This is a genomic window from Streptomyces aureus (assembly GCF_000725495.1).
In the GTDB taxonomy this organism is placed as follows: domain Bacteria; phylum Actinomycetota; class Actinomycetes; order Streptomycetales; family Streptomycetaceae; genus Streptomyces; species Streptomyces aureus_B.
This window is the reverse complement of sequence record NZ_KL647039.1, coordinates 346553-363006: the sequence shown is the minus strand read 5'-3', so window position 1 is coordinate 363006 and position 16454 is coordinate 346553. Positions and strand designations below refer to the sequence as shown.

General features: G+C 70.7%; 9 protein-coding genes, 1 pseudogene and 1 riboswitch. Of the genes and pseudogenes, 6 read left to right on the top strand and 4 right to left on the bottom strand.

The window, feature by feature from the left end; translation table 11 throughout:
• The first annotated feature begins 12 nt into the window (after nt 1–12).
• Genes nuoL through nuoN form a run of 3 tightly spaced genes read left to right on the top strand, consistent with a single transcriptional unit; the run spans nt 13 to nt 5149 of the window.
• A complete protein-coding gene (gene nuoL / locus IO36_RS37890; RefSeq protein WP_037627160.1) occupies nt 13–1926 on the top strand; it encodes an NADH-quinone oxidoreductase subunit L in 1914 nt (637 codons plus the stop codon).
• A gap of 5 nt (nt 1927–1931) precedes the next feature.
• Nucleotides 1932–3503 carry an NADH-quinone oxidoreductase subunit M gene (locus IO36_RS37885; RefSeq protein ID WP_037627159.1) on the top strand — a complete coding sequence of 524 codons (1572 nt, stop codon included), beginning with the start codon at nt 1932–1934 and terminating at the stop codon, nt 3501–3503.
• A complete protein-coding gene (gene nuoN, locus IO36_RS37880; protein WP_037627156.1) occupies nt 3500–5149 on the top strand; it encodes an NADH-quinone oxidoreductase subunit NuoN in 1650 nt (549 codons plus the stop codon). The genes IO36_RS37885 and nuoN overlap by 4 nt, the downstream gene beginning before the upstream one ends.
• A 60-nt stretch (nt 5150–5209) precedes the next feature.
• On the opposite strand, the gene IO36_RS37875 is transcribed toward nuoN, so the two are convergent.
• A complete protein-coding gene (locus IO36_RS37875) occupies nt 5210–5938 on the bottom strand; it encodes a hypothetical protein (RefSeq protein ID WP_063764945.1) in 729 nt (242 codons plus the stop codon).
• A 291-nt stretch (nt 5939–6229) separates the two neighbouring features.
• Here IO36_RS37875 and recQ point away from each other — a divergent pair, with 291 nt between their 5' ends.
• The gene (recQ, locus tag IO36_RS37870) at nt 6230–8239 is read left to right on the top strand and encodes a DNA helicase RecQ (protein ID WP_037627154.1); all 2010 of its coding nucleotides are present in this window, start codon (nt 6230–6232) and stop codon (nt 8237–8239) included.
• Nucleotides 8240–8319: 80 nt separating this feature from the next.
• On the opposite strand, the gene fahA is transcribed toward recQ, so the two are convergent.
• On the bottom strand, nt 8320–9549 hold the full coding sequence (gene fahA, locus IO36_RS37865; protein WP_037627153.1) for a fumarylacetoacetase: 1230 nt from the start codon (nt 9547–9549) through the stop codon (nt 8320–8322).
• Nucleotides 9550–10212: 663 nt separating this feature from the next.
• Between fahA and IO36_RS37860 the strand changes: the two are divergent.
• A pseudogene (locus tag IO36_RS37860) lies at nt 10213–11013 on the top strand (HAD family hydrolase); the annotation flags it as partial.
• A 330-nt stretch (nt 11014–11343) separates the two neighbouring features.
• Here the strand turns inward: IO36_RS37860 and IO36_RS37855 are convergent.
• Both IO36_RS37855 and IO36_RS37850 read right to left on the bottom strand, forming a co-directional pair.
• Nucleotides 11344–12105 (bottom strand): transglycosylase SLT domain-containing protein, encoded by a 762-nt coding sequence (locus IO36_RS37855; RefSeq protein ID WP_037627151.1) that lies wholly within the window; start codon nt 12103–12105, stop codon nt 11344–11346.
• A gap of 3 nt (nt 12106–12108) precedes the next feature.
• A riboswitch (cyclic di-AMP (ydaO/yuaA leader) is annotated at nt 12109–12269 on the bottom strand.
• Nucleotides 12270–12935: 666 nt separating this feature from the next.
• The gene (locus IO36_RS37850) at nt 12936–14936 is read right to left on the bottom strand and encodes a CocE/NonD family hydrolase (RefSeq protein WP_037627149.1); all 2001 of its coding nucleotides are present in this window, start codon (nt 14934–14936) and stop codon (nt 12936–12938) included.
• A 429-nt stretch (nt 14937–15365) separates the two neighbouring features.
• Between IO36_RS37850 and IO36_RS37845 the strand changes: the two genes are divergently transcribed.
• A complete protein-coding gene (locus IO36_RS37845) occupies nt 15366–16376 on the top strand; it encodes a polyprenyl synthetase family protein (RefSeq protein WP_037627147.1) in 1011 nt (336 codons plus the stop codon).
• Nucleotides 16377–16454: the final 78 nt, after the last annotated feature.

Below are 16454 nucleotides of genomic sequence, written 5' to 3'. Positions count from 1 at the left end.
GGTCGCTGAATCGTGGAGAACCTGATTGCGCTGCTCATCGCGGCGCCTCTGCTCGGAGCGGCCGTCCTGCTGTGCGGCGGACGGCGGCTGGACGCCGTCGGCCAGTGGATCGGCACCGTGCTCGCGGCCGCCTCCTTCGTGGTCGCGGTCGTGCTCTTCGCCGACATGCTGGGCAAGAGCCCGGAGGACCGGACGTTCACCCAGCATCTGTACAGCTGGATCGCCGTCGGCAACTTCCGCGCGGACGTCGGCTTCCAGCTCGACCAGCTGTCGATGACGTTCGTCCTGCTGATCACCGGCGTCGGCTCGCTGATCCATGTGTACTCGATCGGGTACATGGAGCACGACGAGCGCCGCCGCCGTTTCTTCGGCTATCTGAACCTGTTCCTGGCGGCGATGCTGCTGCTCGTCCTCGCCGACAACTACCTCCTGCTGTACGTCGGCTGGGAAGGCGTCGGTCTCGCCTCCTACCTGCTCATCGGCTTCTGGCAGCACAAGCCCAGCGCGGCCACCGCCGCGAAGAAGGCGTTCCTGGTCAACCGCGTCGGCGACATGGGCCTGTCCATCGCCATCATGCTGATGTTCACGACCTTCGGAACCTTCGCCTTCGGGCCGCTGCTCGGCACCGAGGGGCACCCCGGGATTGCCGGGGACGCCACCGAGGGCAAGCTCACGGCCATCGGGCTGATGCTGCTGCTCGCCGCGTGCGGCAAGTCGGCCCAGGTGCCGCTGCAGTCCTGGCTCGGGGACGCGATGGAGGGCCCGACCCCGGTCTCGGCCCTCATCCACGCCGCCACCATGGTCACCGCGGGCGTGTACCTGATCGTGCGCTCGGCCGCCGTCTTCAACGCGGCGCCCGACGCACAGCTCGTCGTCACCGTCGTCGGAGGCGTCACGCTTCTGTTCGGTGCGATCGTCGGTTGCGCCAAGGACGACATCAAGAAGGCGCTCGCCGGCTCGACGATGTCGCAGATCGGCTACATGGTGCTGGCCGCCGGCCTCGGCCCCATCGGCTACGTCTTCGCCATCATGCACCTGGTGACGCACGGCTTCTTCAAGGCCGGGCTCTTCCTCGGCGCCGGTTCGGTCATGCACGGCATGAACGACGAGGTCGACATGAGGAAGTTCGGCGGCCTCAGGAAGTACATGCCGGTCACCTTCGTGACCTTCGGTCTCGGCTACCTCGCGATCATCGGCTTCCCGGGCCTGTCCGGCTTCTTCTCCAAGGACAAGATCATCGAGGCGGCCTTCGCCAAGGGCGGCACCGAGGGCTGGATCCTCGGCGGCGTGGCCCTGCTGGGCGCGGCGATCACCGCGTACTACATGACGCGCGTGATGATCATGACCTTCTTCGGCGAGAAGCGCTGGCAGCCCGACGCGGAGGGCCACGAGCCGCACCCGCACGAGTCGCCCAGCTCGATGACCATCCCGATGATCGTGCTGGCCTTCGGGTCGGTGTTCGCGGGTGGCTTCTTCAGCATCGGCGACCGCTTCCTGCACTGGCTGGAGCCGGTCACCGGGCACTCTGAGGGCGACTCGCCCGTCAGCGCGCTCACCGTCACCCTGGCCACCATGGTGCTCCTGGTCGTCGGCGCCGGCATCGCCTACCTCCAGTACGGACGCAGCTCCGTCCCGGTCACCGCCCCGCGCGGCTCCCTGCTCACCCGCGCCGCCCGGCGCGACCTCTACCAGGACGACTTCAACCACGTCGTGCTGGTGCGCGGCGGTGAGCACCTCACCCGCTCCCTGGTCTACGTCGACCACACCCTGGTCGACGGAGTCGTCAACGGCACGGCGGCCTCCGTGGGCGGCCTCTCCGGACGGCTGCGCAAGCTGCAGAACGGCTACGCGCGCAGTTACGCGGTCTCGATGTTCGGCGGTGCGGCGATCCTCGTCGCCGCGACCCTGCTGATGAGGGCGGTCTGATACCGATGTCCTTTCCCCTCCTGACAGCGACGGCGGTGCTCCCGGCCCTCGGGGCGATCGCCACGGCCGCCGTGCCGGCCGCGCGGCGCGTCGCCGCCAAATGGCTGGCGCTGCTCGTCTCCCTCGGCACCCTGGCGCTCGCCGCGGTCACCCTCGCGCGGTTCGACCCGGACGGCGCCCGCTACCAGCTCACCGAATCCCACGCCTGGATCCCGGACTTCGGGGTGCGCTACCAACTGGGCGTGGACGGCATCGGGGTGGCGCTCGTCGCGCTGACCGCGCTGCTGATGCCGTTCGTGATCCTGGCCGGCTGGCACGACGCCGACCCGCACGAGACCGGAAGCAGGCGCTGGCGCCCGACCCAGGGCTTCTTCGCCCTGATCCTGGCCGTCGAGGCGATGGTGATCATCTCCTTCGAGGCCACCGACGTCTTCCTCTTCTACATCTTCTTCGAAGCCATGCTGATCCCGATGTACTTCCTCATCGGCGGCTTCGGGGACCGTGCCCACGAACACGGCGACGAGGCGGCGGCCACGCAGCGCTCGTACGCCGCGGTGAAGTTCCTCCTCTACAACCTGGTCGGCGGCCTGATCATGCTGGCCGCCGTGATCGGCCTCTACGTGGTGGCCGGAAGCTTCTCCCTCCAGGAGATCGTCCACGCGCGGGCCGACGGCTCGCTGCACATGGCGACCAGCACCGAGCGGTGGCTGTTCCTCGGCTTCTTCTTCGCCTTCGCGGTGAAGGCGCCGCTGTGGCCCCTGCACACCTGGCTGCCCAACGCCATGGGCGAGGCCACCGCGCCGGTCGCCGTGCTGATCACGGCGGTCGTCGACAAGGTCGGCACCTTCGCGATGCTCCGCTTCTGCCTCCAGCTCTTCCCGGAGGCCAGCAAGTGGGCGACGCCCGCGATCCTCGTCCTGGCGCTGATCAGCATCGTCTACGGGGCGCTGCTCGCGGTCGGCCAGCGCGACATCAAGCGGCTGGTCGCCTACGCGTCGATCTCCCACTTCGGGTTCATCATCCTGGGCATCTTCGCGATGACCACCCAGGGCCAGTCCGGCGCGACGCTGTACATGGTCAACCACGGGATCTCGACCGCCGCCCTCATGCTGGTGGCCGGCTTCCTGATCTCGCGCCGCGGCTCGCGCCTGATCGCCGACTACGGAGGGGTGCAGAAGGTCGCCCCGGTGCTCGCCGGCACCTTCCTCATCGGCGGCCTCGCGACCCTCTCGCTCCCGGGCCTCGCGCCCTTCGTGAGCGAATTCCTGGTCCTGGTCGGCACGTTCACGCGCTACCCGGTGGTCGGCATCATCGCCACCTTCGGCATCGTCCTCGCCGCGCTCTACACCCTCGTCCTCTACCAGCGGACGATGACCGGCCCGGTCAAGGCCGAGGTGGCCGAGATGCCCGACCTCAGGGTGCGTGAGCTCCTGGTGGTCGCCCCGCTGATCGCACTGCTGATCTTCCTGGGCGTCTACCCGAAGCCGATCACCGACATCGTCAACCCGGCGGTCAAGCAGACCATGTCAGACGTCCAGAAGAAGGACCCCCAGCCCGAGGTGGAGGCGGCCAAGTGAGCGCATCAGCCGTCCACAGCCTGTGGACAACAGCGGCCGAGCCGATCTCCAAGATCGACGCACCGAAGATCGAGTACGCGCAGCTGTCGCCCACTCTGATCGTCATCGGCGCGGCGGTCGTCGGGGTCCTGATCGAGGCCTTCGTGCCGCGCAAGTCCCGTTACTACGCGCAGGTGTTCGTCGCCGTCGTCGCGCTCGCCGCCGCGTTCTCCGCGGTCGTCGCGCTCGCGGCGAGCGGATACGGCACCACCAAGGCGCACATCGCTGCCATGGGCGCGATCGCCGTCGACGGACCCGCCCTGTTCCTCCAGGGCACGATCCTGCTCGCCGGAATCCTCGGCGTCTTCACCTTCGCCGAACGGCGCCTGGACCCCCAGGCCCACGGAAACCGGGTCGACGCCTTCGCCGCGCAGGCCTCGGCCGTGCCCGGCAGCGACACCGAGAAGGCCGCCGTGAAAGCCGGGTTCACCACCACCGAGGTGTTCCCGCTGCTGCTCTTCGCGATCAGCGGCATGCTGGTCTTCCCCTCGGCGAACGACCTGCTGACGCTGTTCGTCGCCCTGGAGGTCTTCTCCCTGCCGCTGTACCTCCTGTGCGCCGTGGCCCGCCGCAAGCGGCTCATGTCGCAGGAGGCCGCCGTCAAGTACTTCCTGCTCGGCGCCTTCGCCTCCGCGTTCACCCTCTTCGGCATCGCCCTGCTGTACGGCTACGCGGGTTCCGTGTCGTACGCGACCATCGCGCACGTCGTCGACGGCACGATCACCAACGTCGACCCCGCCCTCGCCGGCACGATGGGCAACGACGTCCTGCTGCTCATCGGCACCGCCCTGGTCGTCATGGGCCTGCTCTTCAAGGTCGGCGCGGTGCCCTTCCACATGTGGACGCCCGACGTCTACCAGGGCGCACCGACCCCGGTCACCGGCTTCATGGCGGCCGCGACGAAGGTGGCGGCGTTCGGAGCGCTGCTGCGCCTGCTGTACGTCGTCCTGCCCGGACTGCGCTGGGACTGGCGGCCGGTCATGTGGGCCGTCGCGGTCGTCACCATGCTGGGCGGCGCGATCGTCGCGATCACCCAGACCGACATCAAGCGGCTCCTGGCCTACTCGTCGATCGCGCACGCCGGCTTCATCCTCGCCGGTGTCATCGCGACCTCGCCGGACGGCGTCTCCTCCGTCCTCTTCTACCTCGGCGCGTACTCCTTCGTCACGATCGGCGCCTTCGCCGTCGTCACACTCGTACGCGACGCGGGCGGAGAGGCCACGCACCTGTCCAAGTGGGCGGGTCTCGGACGCAGGTCCCCGCTGGTGGCCGCGGTGTTCGCGGTCTTCCTGCTGGCCTTCGCCGGCATCCCGCTCACCTCGGGATTCGCCGGTAAGTTCGCCGTGTTCAAGGCGGCGGCCGAAGGCGGCGCGGGCGCGCTGGTCGTGGTCGGTGTGATCTCCTCGGCGATCGCCGCGTTCTTCTACATCCGCGTGATCGTGCTGATGTTCTTCAGCGAGCCGAAGCCCGAGGGGCCGACGGTCGCCGTGCCGTCGCCGCTGACGATGACGGCGATCGCGGCGGGTGTCGCGGTCACGCTGGTGCTCGGTGTGGCGCCGCAGTACTTCCTGAACCTGGCGAGCCAGGCGGGCGTCTTCGTGCGCTGATCAGGACCCGCGACGGCCTGGGCCCCGTTCCCTTCGAAGGGAGCGGGGCCCGAGTCGTTCTCAGTGGCCGGAGTGGGCCATGCCCATGGAGCCGGTGTGGGCGGTCCCGGAGGAACCGGCCGGCTTCTTGCCGGACGAGCCCGCGGGCGCCTTGCCCGACGAACCGGTGTGGCCGGTCCCGGAAGAACCCGTGTGGGAGGTCCCGGACGAACCGGTGTGGGCCGTGTCCGTCTTGCCGGGGTGGGTCGTGCCCGCCGGACACTTCACCGTGGGGTTCCAGCGGTCGAACAGCCCGTTGGGGTTGTCCTTCCACAGCCAGACGTGTAGGTCGTAGTGGATCGGCATGCCCGGGTAGTGGCCCGGCATCGGCCCGTCGAACTTCTGCCCGCCGAACATCGACGGCCGGTCCTTGCTCGTCTTCAGGTTCTGGTCGGAGTCCAGCACGATCCACTCGACCCCGGCGAGCCTGCGCCTCCCGTCCTTGCCGTCCTCGAACAGGAGCGCCGAGGGCTTCGCCGGATCGAGTGAGCCGTACCGGGCTTCGTTGAAGTAGTGGTAGCCCATGCTTCCGTGCCCCGCGGGATCCGAGGAGCACTGGTGGGGCACGTAGCCGTCGGCGAGAGCGGTCTTCTCGTCGAGGTACTTGGCGCTGGCCACGTACGCCCTGACCAGATCCCGAACGGTTCTCGGATCGGACGGACGGGCCGTGGCCGGGGCGGCGGAGAGGGTGAGCGACGCCGCGGCGGCCGTCATGAGGGTGAGGGCGGTCCTGAGAGGACGCTGGGACATGCGAAGACTCCTAGCGGAACGAGAGAGGCGTACGGACTGCACGGGTCCGTCGGCTGCGGGCCCCCCTCCTCCCGCCCGAGCAGCATGGCCCTCGGCTCCGAAACGCCGCCATGCGAGCGGGGCCAACGGGTTGAACCCCGCCGGGGCGCGCCGCGCAGCGGAGTGAGACGGGACGAGCACCGATACGTAGGGAAGCCGGTCCCTCGCAGCCTGTGGACAACTCTCGGACTGTCGGCGCGGCCCCCTATCGTGGACGCAGTGGTCGAGGCGCGACGTACGGGGGACAGGACGATGGGCGGGACGGGTGTGATGACCGAAGCGGACGCGACGGAGACGCTGGGCGAGAGCGAGGCACTGGCCACCCTCCACCGGGTCTTCGGATACGACGCCTTCCGCGGCGAGCAGCAGGCGATCATCGAGCATGTGGTGGCGGGCGGTGACGCCGTCGTCCTGATGCCGACCGGCGGCGGAAAGTCCCTCTGCTACCAGATCCCCTCCCTGGTCAGACCGGGTACGGGTGTGGTGGTCTCCCCGCTCATCGCGCTCATGCAGGACCAGGTGGACGCGCTGCGCGCGCTGGGCGTGCGCGCCGGGTTCATGAACTCCACGCAGGACTTCGACGAGCGGCGCGTGGTCGAGGCGGAGTTCCTGTCCGGCGAGCTCGACCTGCTCTACCTGGCCCCCGAGCGGCTGCGACTCGACAGCACGCTGGACCTGCTGTCCCGCGGGAAGATCTCCGTCTTCGCGATCGACGAGGCGCACTGCGTGGCCCAGTGGGGCCACGACTTCCGTCCCGACTACCTGGCGCTCTCCCTGCTCGGCGAACGCTGGCCCGACGTCCCGCGGATCGCGCTGACGGCCACCGCCACCCGCGCGACGCACAAGGAGATCACCCAGCGCCTGGGCATGCCCGCCGCCCGCCATTTCGAGGCGAGCTTCGACCGGCCCAACATCCAGTACCGGATCGTCCCCAAGGCCGACCCGAAGAAGCAGCTGCTGACCTTCCTGCGCGACGAACACGCGGGCGACGCGGGCATCGTGTACTGCCTCTCCCGCAACTCCGTGGAGAAGACGGCCGAGTTCCTCACCCGCAACGGCATCGAGGCCGTGCCGTACCACGCGGGCCTGGACGCCGGCACCCGTGCCGCGCACCAGTCCCGCTTCCTGCGGGAGGAGGGCCTCGTGGTCGTCGCCACGATCGCCTTCGGCATGGGCATCGACAAGCCGGACGTCCGGTTCGTCGCCCACCTCGACCTGCCCAAGTCGGTAGAGGGCTACTACCAGGAGACCGGCCGCGCCGGCCGCGACGGACTCCCCTCCACGGCGTGGATGGCCTACGGCCTCCAGGACGTGGTCCAGCAGCGCAAACTGATCCAGGGCTCCGAGGGCGACGAGGCGTTCCGGCGCCGTGCCGCCTCCCATCTGGACTCGATGCTCGCCCTCTGCGAGACGGCCCGGTGCCGGCGCTCACAGCTCCTGGCCTACTTCGGCCAGGACCCGGACACCCCGGCCTGCGGCAACTGCGACACCTGTCTGACGCCCCCCGAGACCTGGGACGGCACCGTGGCGGCGCAGAAGCTGCTGTCCACCGTCGTACGGCTCCAGCGCGAGCGGGGGCAGAAGTTCGGGGCGGGACAGATCGTCGACATCCTGCTCGGTCGCAAGACCGCCAAGGTGATCCAGTTCGACCACGACCAGCTGTCCGTCTTCGGTATCGGCGAGGAACTCGCGGAAGCCGAATGGCGCGGGGTCGTACGGCAGTTGCTGGCCCAGGGACTGATCGCGGTCGAGGGCGAGTACGGCACGCTGGTGCTGACCGACGCGAGCGGGACCGTGCTGCGGCGCGAGCGGGACGTGCCGCTGCGCAAGGAGGCGCCGAAGCCGGCCTCCTCCCGGTCGTCGGGGTCCAAGGGCGAGCGCAAGGCGAAGGCGGCGGCGGCCGAGCTGCCCGCCGAGCTGGTTCCGGCGTTCGAGGCGCTGCGCGCCTGGCGCGCGGAGCAGGCACGGGAGCAGGGCGTCCCCGCGTACGTCATCTTCCACGACGCCACGCTCCGGGAGATCGCCACGGTGTGGCCGACCTCCGTGAAGGACCTGGGCGGCATCAGCGGGGTGGGCGAGAAGAAGCTGGCGACCTACGGGGAAGGGGTTGTCGGGGTGCTCGCCTCGCTGGGCGGCGGCACGCCCGCGGAGCAGCCCCCCGCCGGCAGACCCGAGGCGGCGCCGAGTCCGTCGGCGGCCGCGGAACCGGACCCCGACTGGCCCGAGCTGGACCAGGAGCCGGAGCCCGACGACTGGTTCTAGCGGGCCCGGAGCGACGTCCGAGCGCCCGGGGATTCCGCGGGGCACGGTGGCCAGGGCCCTGGCCACCGTGACACGGACCCCTACACGGAGACGGCCGGCGTGATCCGGCCCCGGACCTCGCCGAGGCCCACCCGGGTGCCGCCGGGACCGGGGGCCCAGGCCGTCAGGGTGACCTCGTCGCCGTCCTCGAGGAACGTGCGCTTGCCGTCGGGCAGCTCCAGCGCGTCGCGGCCGTTCCAGGTGAGCTCGAGCAGGGAGCCGCGCTCGCCCTCGGAGGCACCGCTGACCGTCCCGGAGCCGTAGAGGTCGCCGGTGCGCAGGGAGGCGCCGTTGACCGTCATGTGGGCCAGCTGCTGGGCGGCAGTCCAGTACATGGTGGAGAAGGGGGGCTCGGAGACGACGTGGCCGTTGATGGCCACGGAGATCCGGAGGTCGTAGCCGCCCGGCTCCTCGGAGGCGTCGTCGAGGTAGGGGAGAAGGGGGTGCGTGCGGACGGGCGGGGCCACCAGAGCGTCGTCCAGGGCGTCCAGCGGGGTGATCCACGCCGACACCGAGGTGGCGAAGGACTTGCCGAGGAACGGGCCGAGCGGGACGTACTCCCAGGCCTGGATGTCGCGGGCCGACCAGTCGTTGAGGAGACAGAGGCCGAAGACGTGGTCGCGGTAGTCGCCCAGCGGCACCGGGCGGCCCTGCTGCGAGGGGGTGCCGACCACGAAGCCGACCTCCGCCTCGATGTCCAGGCGGATCGAGGGGCCGAAGACCGGGGCGGCGTCCGCGGGGGCCTTGCGCTGGCCCGACGGGCGGACGACATCCGTACCGGAGACCACGACCGTGCCGGAGCGGCCGTGATAGCCGATCGGCAGGTGCTTCCAGTTGGGCGTGAGGGAATCGGCGGCGTCCGGACGGAAGATCTGCCCGACGTTCCGGGCGTGGTTCTCGGAGGCGTAGAAGTCCACGTAGTCCGCGACGGTGAACGGGAGGTGCATCGTCACATCGGAGAGCGGGTGGAAATGGGGGGCGAGGGTCTCCCGGTGGGCGGGGACGGTCACCCAGGCCGTCAGCGCGCGCCGGACGTCGGACCAGGCGGTGCGGCCCGCGGCGAGCAGCGGGTCGAGGGACGGCTGGGCGAGCAGCCCGGCGTAGGGAGAGCCGAGCGCACGGGCCGCGGCACCCGCGTCGAGCACGTGGTCGCCGAGCCGTACGCCGACGCGCCGCTCGGAGTCGCCGCCCGGGCCGGCCAGGGAGAACACGCCGTACGGCAGGTTGTGCGGACCGAAGGGATCGCCCTCGGGGACATCGAAGGGGGGCATCGGTTGGTGCCTCGCTTTCGGATTCGTACTCGCCATGTGGTGCATGCGTTCCACGCGTTTTATGTGGTCGGGGCCCACGTTACGGGGGAGGGGCCCTGCTGTGGCAGGGCCTAAAGGGTTTGTGATGTCCGTATTGTTCTTGCGCGTTCGGTAATTCCCGGTTGGGGTTGTTCGGGGGTGGGGGAGGGGTTGGGGGGTGGGGGGGAGGGGCCCCCAAGGCCCGGTTTCCCGAGCTCGCCCCGCGTGACCCACCGGCCCGCCCCGCGCAACCGACCGCTCCGCCCGACGCGCCCCATCGGCTCGCCTCAAGCGCACGTCGGTTGGAATTCCGGTCGGCGCAGGCGCCCGTACTGAAACCGAGTTGGAGGCGCTGAGCTCAACACCCCTGTCTCGTGCCCCACTTGTGCCTGCCGCCGGCGTCCGCCCCGACATGTACCGGCGCCGCACCGGCTCGTTGGCGAGTTGGCCTTTTTTCAGGGGGTGTTGGGGTGTTGTGGTGGGTCGTGTGCGGGAAAGTGGGTGTGGGCGGAAGCGGAGCCTGGGTGATCCAAAATGGTCGCAACGCGCCTACCACCGTGCGGTGAACGGCGTTGCTGACGGGATACCGGACGTCGTCCGGTTCACGCCGGGCCGATGAGTCGTTCGATCCGTATTCTTCGGATCATGGCCGCTCCGACTGCATATTCACTCATCGCCACTGACCTGGACGGAACGCTGCTGCGCAGCGATGACACACTCTCCGACCGGACCCATACCGCGCTGGCGAAGGTGACCCGGGCAGGTGCCCGGCATCTCGTGGTCACGGGCCGACCCGCACCACGCGTGCGACCGCTCCTGGACGAACTCGGCGGCGAGGGGCTGGCGGTGTGCGGTCAGGGGGCGCAACTCTACGACGCAGGCGCGGACCGCATGCTGTGGTCGGTGACCCTGGACCGGGAACTGGCGGAGACGGCGCTCGGCAAGATCGAGGCCGAGGTCGGGATGCTGTACGCGGCGGTCGACCAGGACGGGGTGGACGGGCTGACGCTCATCGAGCCGGGGTACGTGATGCCGCATCCGACGTTGCCGGCGGTGCGGGTGCCGCGCCGGGACGACCTCTGGGCGGAGCCGATCAGCAAGGTGTTGCTCCGTCACCCGTCTTTGTCCGACGACGAGTTGGCGTCGGCGGCACGAGGAGTGGTCGGTTCGCTGGCGACGGTCACCATGTCTGGGCCGGGGACCGTCGAACTCCAGCCATGCGGGGTGACCAAGGCGACGGGGCTCGCCCTCGCCGCGGCGCACCTCGGACTCATGCCGTCCGAGACGCTCGCGTTCGGTGACATGCCCAACGACATCCCGATGTTCGACTGGGCGGCCCGGGGGGTCGCGATGGCCAACGCGCATCCGGAACTGAAGGCGGTGGCCGACGAGATCACCCTGTCCAACGAGGACGACGGGATCGCCGTGGTCCTGGAGCGCCTCTTCGGCTTCTGTACGCACTCTCGCCTCACCGGGCGAAAGCCCAAGTACATCCAGTACGAGGGCTTCCGCCCGGCACGCCGAGAGCACGCACCTGACGCCGCCCGGCCCGCCCTTCGGGCGAACGGCGGGACTTTCGCAACACGCCCTAGCGGAGGGTGCCGGCGGCGGGTGGCACCGCGCCCACCTGCCACCAGCCGGCGAGCACCAACACCGGCACCCGCCCCCCACGCACCCGCCCCCCCACGCACCCGCCCCCCACGCACCCGCACCCGCCGACGGGCCGGATGGGCGCCGTGGGCGGGTGCGGGGTGAAGACCGGGGGTGCGGGGTGGATCAGTAGGCGCCGTTGACGTTGTCGATGGAGCCGTAGGTCTTGGCCGCGTAGTTGCAGGCGGCGGTGATGTTCGCGACCGGGTCGTAGATGTTCATCGACGTGCCGGCGACGTGGTACGCCTGGAAGGTGGGGTCAATGACCTGGAGCAGACCCTTGGAGGGGATGCCCGCGGCGGCGTTGGAGTCCCAGTTGTTGATGGCGTTGGGGTTGCCGGAGGACTCGCGCATCACGTTGCGGTAGATGCCGTCGTAGCTGCCGGGGATGCCGGCCTTGGCCATGACGTCGAGGGATTCCTTGATCCAGCCGTCGAGGTTGTTGGTGTACGTCTTCGCGGCGGCCTGGGTGACGGTGGTCACCTTGGACTTGGCGACGGCGGCGGTCGCGTTGGCCGTGGTGCGGACGGTCGTCGACTTCAGCGTCTTCGTGCCCACGGTCAGCTTCGTGCCCGGACGGATCAGGGCCGGGTTGTCGCCGATGACGGCGCGGTTGGCCGCGTACAGCTTCTTCCAGCCGCCGCTCTTGGGGTACTTCTGCGCCACCTTGGAGAGGGTGTCGCCCTTGACCACCTTGTAGGTGACGAGCTGCACGTTGGGGACCACCGCGGTGTGGGCGGCCTGGGGGGCCTGCGCCGGGGTGGCGGCGCTGGCGCCGGTCGCGCTCACGAGGGGGAGGGCGAGGGCGATGCCGCCGGTGCCGGCGGCGATCATGCCCCGGGTGATGACGTTGGTCTTCATGCGGCGGTGCTTGCCTCGTACGGGCATGACGAATTTCCTCTCCGACGCCTGCGAGGTGAGCTGTCGGGTTCGGGCGGGAGATGCCCGGCCGCGCTGTGAGCGCGGCTTCACCCCAAGCCGGTCCGGTTTGTCCGGATCGGCGGCTTACCTGTGGTTCCCCCGCTCCTGCCGTGCGTGGGTCGATGGGTTGCCGGGCGGCGGCAGGATTCGGCGATCCGCCCGGGGTCGACCAGAACGTATGCGAGAGCACATGTCCGAAACAAGGCGAGATTTGCCTGCGAAGATCGCTTTCTCCTGGTTAAAGCGACGTCGAAAAGTCCGATTGTGCCGGAATTGGATCCTCAACTTGCCTTTGGCAAAGGGGTTGGTCGAGGGGGAGGGTGTGGCTGCGCCCTGACGTGCCGGTGACCCAACTCACGAGACCAAAGGCCATCAAGGAGGCATGCAGGGTAAATCGGGCATTGCGACACGGGTGGAGGGGGTCTCAGGGCGCTCCGAAGGATGCCGAGCAGCCCCTCGGGCGGGGCGAATTGTGGCGCGGGACACGTCGGGGGGTGTCGGGTCGCGGACGGGCGGGAGACGTCCCGGTCCAAGGCGAGACCACGCCCCGGCGTCGTGAAATCCCTTACCCATCAATGGAGTTCGTCATCGTGCGAGGCCGACCCGTCTGAACTCGCCCGCCCGCGAACCCCGTAGGGCGCCCGGCAGCCCAGGGCTCCGGGCACCCTCCGCACCCCCGGCGCACCAGCCCCACGCCAGGTCCCCAACTCCCAACCCCCAGCCCCAGCCCACCAAAGCCGGACCCCCCAACCCGGACCCCCCGAACCCGGACCCACGAAACCCGGCCGGCCGCCCCCTCACCCCGCCGTGCGCGGAATCCGCTTCTCCCAGGTCCGGTGGAAGACGACCTCGTCGCCGTCCCGGCAGACGAGCTCGTCGGTCGTGACGAAGTCGCGTGCGTCGCAGGTGACGGCGGAGACCGTCTCGACGCGGGCGTCCCACGGCAGGTCCGGGCGGTGCAGCCGGATCGACCACGTCGAGTCGGTGCGGGCGGACAGCGGGTCGGAGGCGCCGATCGTGTACGTCTCCCGGGCGTCCTCGGTGTACTCGAGACCGTCGGGGTGCACCTGGGTGCCGCCGCGCCCCGGGTTCACCTCCAGGCGCCAGGTCCCGGCGGCCACGTCCCGTACGACCAGGCGCTGCGGGCGGGGTTCGTCCAGGGTCGCGGAGACGGTCACACCGAGGGGCTCGGACTCCTCCGGCTCCCCGAAGACGATCGAGGGGTCCGACTCCCGTGTCCGTACCGGGAGTTCCAGGACGCTGCCGGCCGGGTCCAGGGTGAAGCCCGCCTCCGAGCCGGGCTGGGGCCAGATCCAGGGCCAGTACGCGGAGGAGACGCCCAACCGGACGCGGTGGCCCGCAGGGAAGGCGTAGCCGATGGGGTCCAGGTCGAGGACGACGGTCTCCGTGGTGCCCGGGTCCCAGGGGTCGGTGCGGCCGGGACCCCGGCGTGCCGACAGGTTGAGGGCGCCCCGGGTGACGAGCGTGGACGCCCCGTCCGGGGCCACGTCGCAGAGCCGGGCGATCACCTGGCCCCGGGGCGAGGCGGACGTCAGCCTCAGCCGGACCCGGGGCCGGCCCAGTACCCCGGTCTCCTCCGGCACCTCGAACTCGAAGCAGGCCGAGCGGGCGTCCTCCTCCCGCTGGTCCGGCGGGAGGTCGGCGTCGTCGCCGAGGGGGACGAGGCGGCCGGCGTCGACCCCCGTGTACTGCGGGGACCGCACGGGTACCGGCTCGCCCCGGAGGGCGTACGCCACCGGGGTCACCGAGGGCGACGGCCACGAGGGCTCGCCCACCCAGTGGCCGGGGATCCGCGCGTACACGGTCGCCGGAGGATGCCCGTCCATCACGTACGAACGCAGCAGGGGGGTGGCGAGCGCGTCCGTCTCCTCCTCCCTGAGCCAGTGGTCCCACCAGCGGAGCGTCTCCTGGAGGAAGCCGATCGCCGGACCGGGCGGCCGCCCCTCCCGGTCCGGGTACTGGCGCGGCCACGGGCCGAGGAGGCCGCGTACGCGGTCCGGCGGCAGGTCCGCGACCAGGCGCAGCACCGTGTCGCGGTGCGGGTCGTGCCAGCCGCCGACCGCGAGGACCGCCGCGCGGATGTTCCCGTACTCCTCGCGGACGCCGCCGGGATGCCAGTACGCGTCCCTGGTCTGGTGGGCCAGCCAGGTGTGGGCCGGGGGGACGAGGGCTTCCAGCCGTTTCTCCCACATGTCCCGCCACATTCCCTCGCCCACGTGCGCGGGGTCCGGCGGGCGGGCGGCGAGGGCGAGCAGGGCGGCCGACCGGGCGGGTGCGCCGACGGCGAGGACGGAGCCTCCCGGGTGGTGGACGTCGTCGGCGTAGAGGTCGTCGGCCGAGCAGACCGTGACGACCGCCTTGAGCGGCTCGGGGGCGCGGGCCGCGATCCTGAGGGAGTCGAGGCCGCCCCACCCGATCCCGAACAGGCCGACCCGGCCGGTGCACCAGGGCCGGGCGGCCAGCCAGGAGACGATTTCCACCCCGTCGTCCGGTTCGGTCCCCGGGTGCTCGTCCCCCGGCAGCCCCTCGGAGTTTCCGTGGCCGCGGGCGTCCACGCGGACGGAGGCGTAGCCGTGTCCGGCGTACCAGGGGTGGCGTTGCCGGTCGCGCGGTGCCGTCGCGTCGGTGAGACGGTGCGGGAGGTATTCGAGGAGCGCCGGCACGGGCTCCTCGGTCAGCGGCCTCCAGACGCGGGCGTACAGACGGGTGCCGTCCGAGAGAGGGACGAGGACGTCCTCGTGAGTGATCTCGTGGGGGAAGGACGTACGGATGTGCATGAGCGTCACCTCGGCGGACGGAATGCGTCGTGCGGCGCGGCCGGAGGGCGGGAGGGGTCCCGTCCCGGCCGGGTGCGGGTGGGGCGCGGCGGTGACGTGGTCACCCCTTCCGGGTACTTCGCCGCATGTCGTCGCAAGTCGGGTCACATCGTCTGATCATGAACATACTGTCGGCGATCGGGTGGAGCCCGCGAGCCGGGGTACCCGCCTTTGGGGCACGCAGGTGCTTCGCGTGTGCCTTCCGGGTGTACTCGTGCATACCTCCTGGCGGAGCGAAGTGGGCCGGGGGACGGTGGGCGCTCGCGGTGATCGAAACCTGACCGGATACGCTGACTTGAGTGATGGCAGCGACACATCGACAAACCGTGTCATCGACCGAATGATCGACCGAGTTCGCCATGTGATCGTCAGCAGACAGGAGAACCTCTCGTGACCGTCGTCGGGCCGTTCGGGCTGAGCGTGCGGGACCAGGCTCTCGAAGCCGATGTCCAGGCCGGATTGGCGGCTGTCGAGGAGGGTTTGCTCGAAGCCACCAAGAGCGAGGTCCCGTTCATCACGGAAGCCGCCCAGCACCTGGTGCGGGCCGGCGGGAAGCGGTTCAGGCCGCTGCTCGTGATGCTCGCCGCCCAGTTCGGTGACCCCTACGCGCCGGGTGTCGTGCCCTCGGCCGTGGTCGTCGAGCTGACCCATCTCGCCACGCTGTACCACGACGACGTGATGGACGAGGCGGAGGTCCGCCGCGGGGTGGCCAGCGCCAACGCCCGCTGGGGCAACTCGCTGGCCGTCCTCACCGGCGACTTCCTCTTCGCCCGTGCCTCCTACATCCTGGCCGACCTCGGGCCCGAGGCCGTCCGGATCCAGGCGGAGGCGTTCGAGCGGCTGGTGACCGGGCAGATCCTGGAGACCGCGGGGCCGCGCGACGGCCGCGATCCGGTGGACCACTACCTCGACGTGCTCGGCGGCAAGACCGGCTCGCTGGTCGCGGTCGCGTGCCGGTTCGGCGCGATGATGTCGGGCGCCGACGAGACGGTCGTGGACGTGCTCACGCAGTACGGCGAGCGGCTCGGCGTCGCCTTCCAGCTCGCGGACGACGTCCTCGACATCGCGTCCGACTCGCACGAGTCCGGCAAGACGCCGGGCACGGACCTGCGCGAGGGCATCGCCACGCTGCCGGTGCTGCGGCTGCGCGAGCGCGCCGAGCGGCTGGGGCTCACCGAGGACATCGCGCTGTGCGAGCTCCTCGAGTCCGACCTGACGGACGACGCGCGGCACGCGGAGGCACTGGCCCGGCTGCGGGAGCACCCCGCGCTGGAGCAGGCGCGCCGGGACACCGTGCGCTATGCGGAGGAGGCGCGCGCCGCGCTGGCCCCGCTGCGTGAGTGCGACGCGAAGGCCGCGCTGGTCGAGCTGGTGGACGCGGTGGTGCACCGGGCCGGCTGAGAGGCCGTACCCGTGGGGCGCCGCACTCACCGGACCGGCTGAGAGGCCGTACCCGTGGGGCGCCGCACTCGCCGGACC

Excerpts from the sequence above, each read along its gene's own strand:
- IO36_RS37885 (WP_037627159.1), top strand. The coding sequence starts at position 1,932 with ATGTCCTTTCCCCTCCTGACAGCGACGGCGGTGCTCCCGGCCCTCGGG.
- IO36_RS37875 (WP_063764945.1), bottom strand. The coding sequence starts at position 5,938 with ATGTCCCAGCGTCCTCTCAGGACCGCCCTCACCCTCATGACGGCCGCC.
- recQ (WP_037627154.1), top strand. The coding sequence starts at position 6,230 with ATGGGCGGGACGGGTGTGATGACCGAAGCGGACGCGACGGAGACGCTG.
- fahA (WP_037627153.1), bottom strand. The coding sequence starts at position 9,549 with ATGCCCCCCTTCGATGTCCCCGAGGGCGATCCCTTCGGTCCGCACAAC.
- IO36_RS37855 (WP_037627151.1), bottom strand. The coding sequence starts at position 12,105 with ATGCCCGTACGAGGCAAGCACCGCCGCATGAAGACCAACGTCATCACC.
- IO36_RS37850 (WP_037627149.1), bottom strand. The coding sequence starts at position 14,936 with ATGCACATCCGTACGTCCTTCCCCCACGAGATCACTCACGAGGACGTC.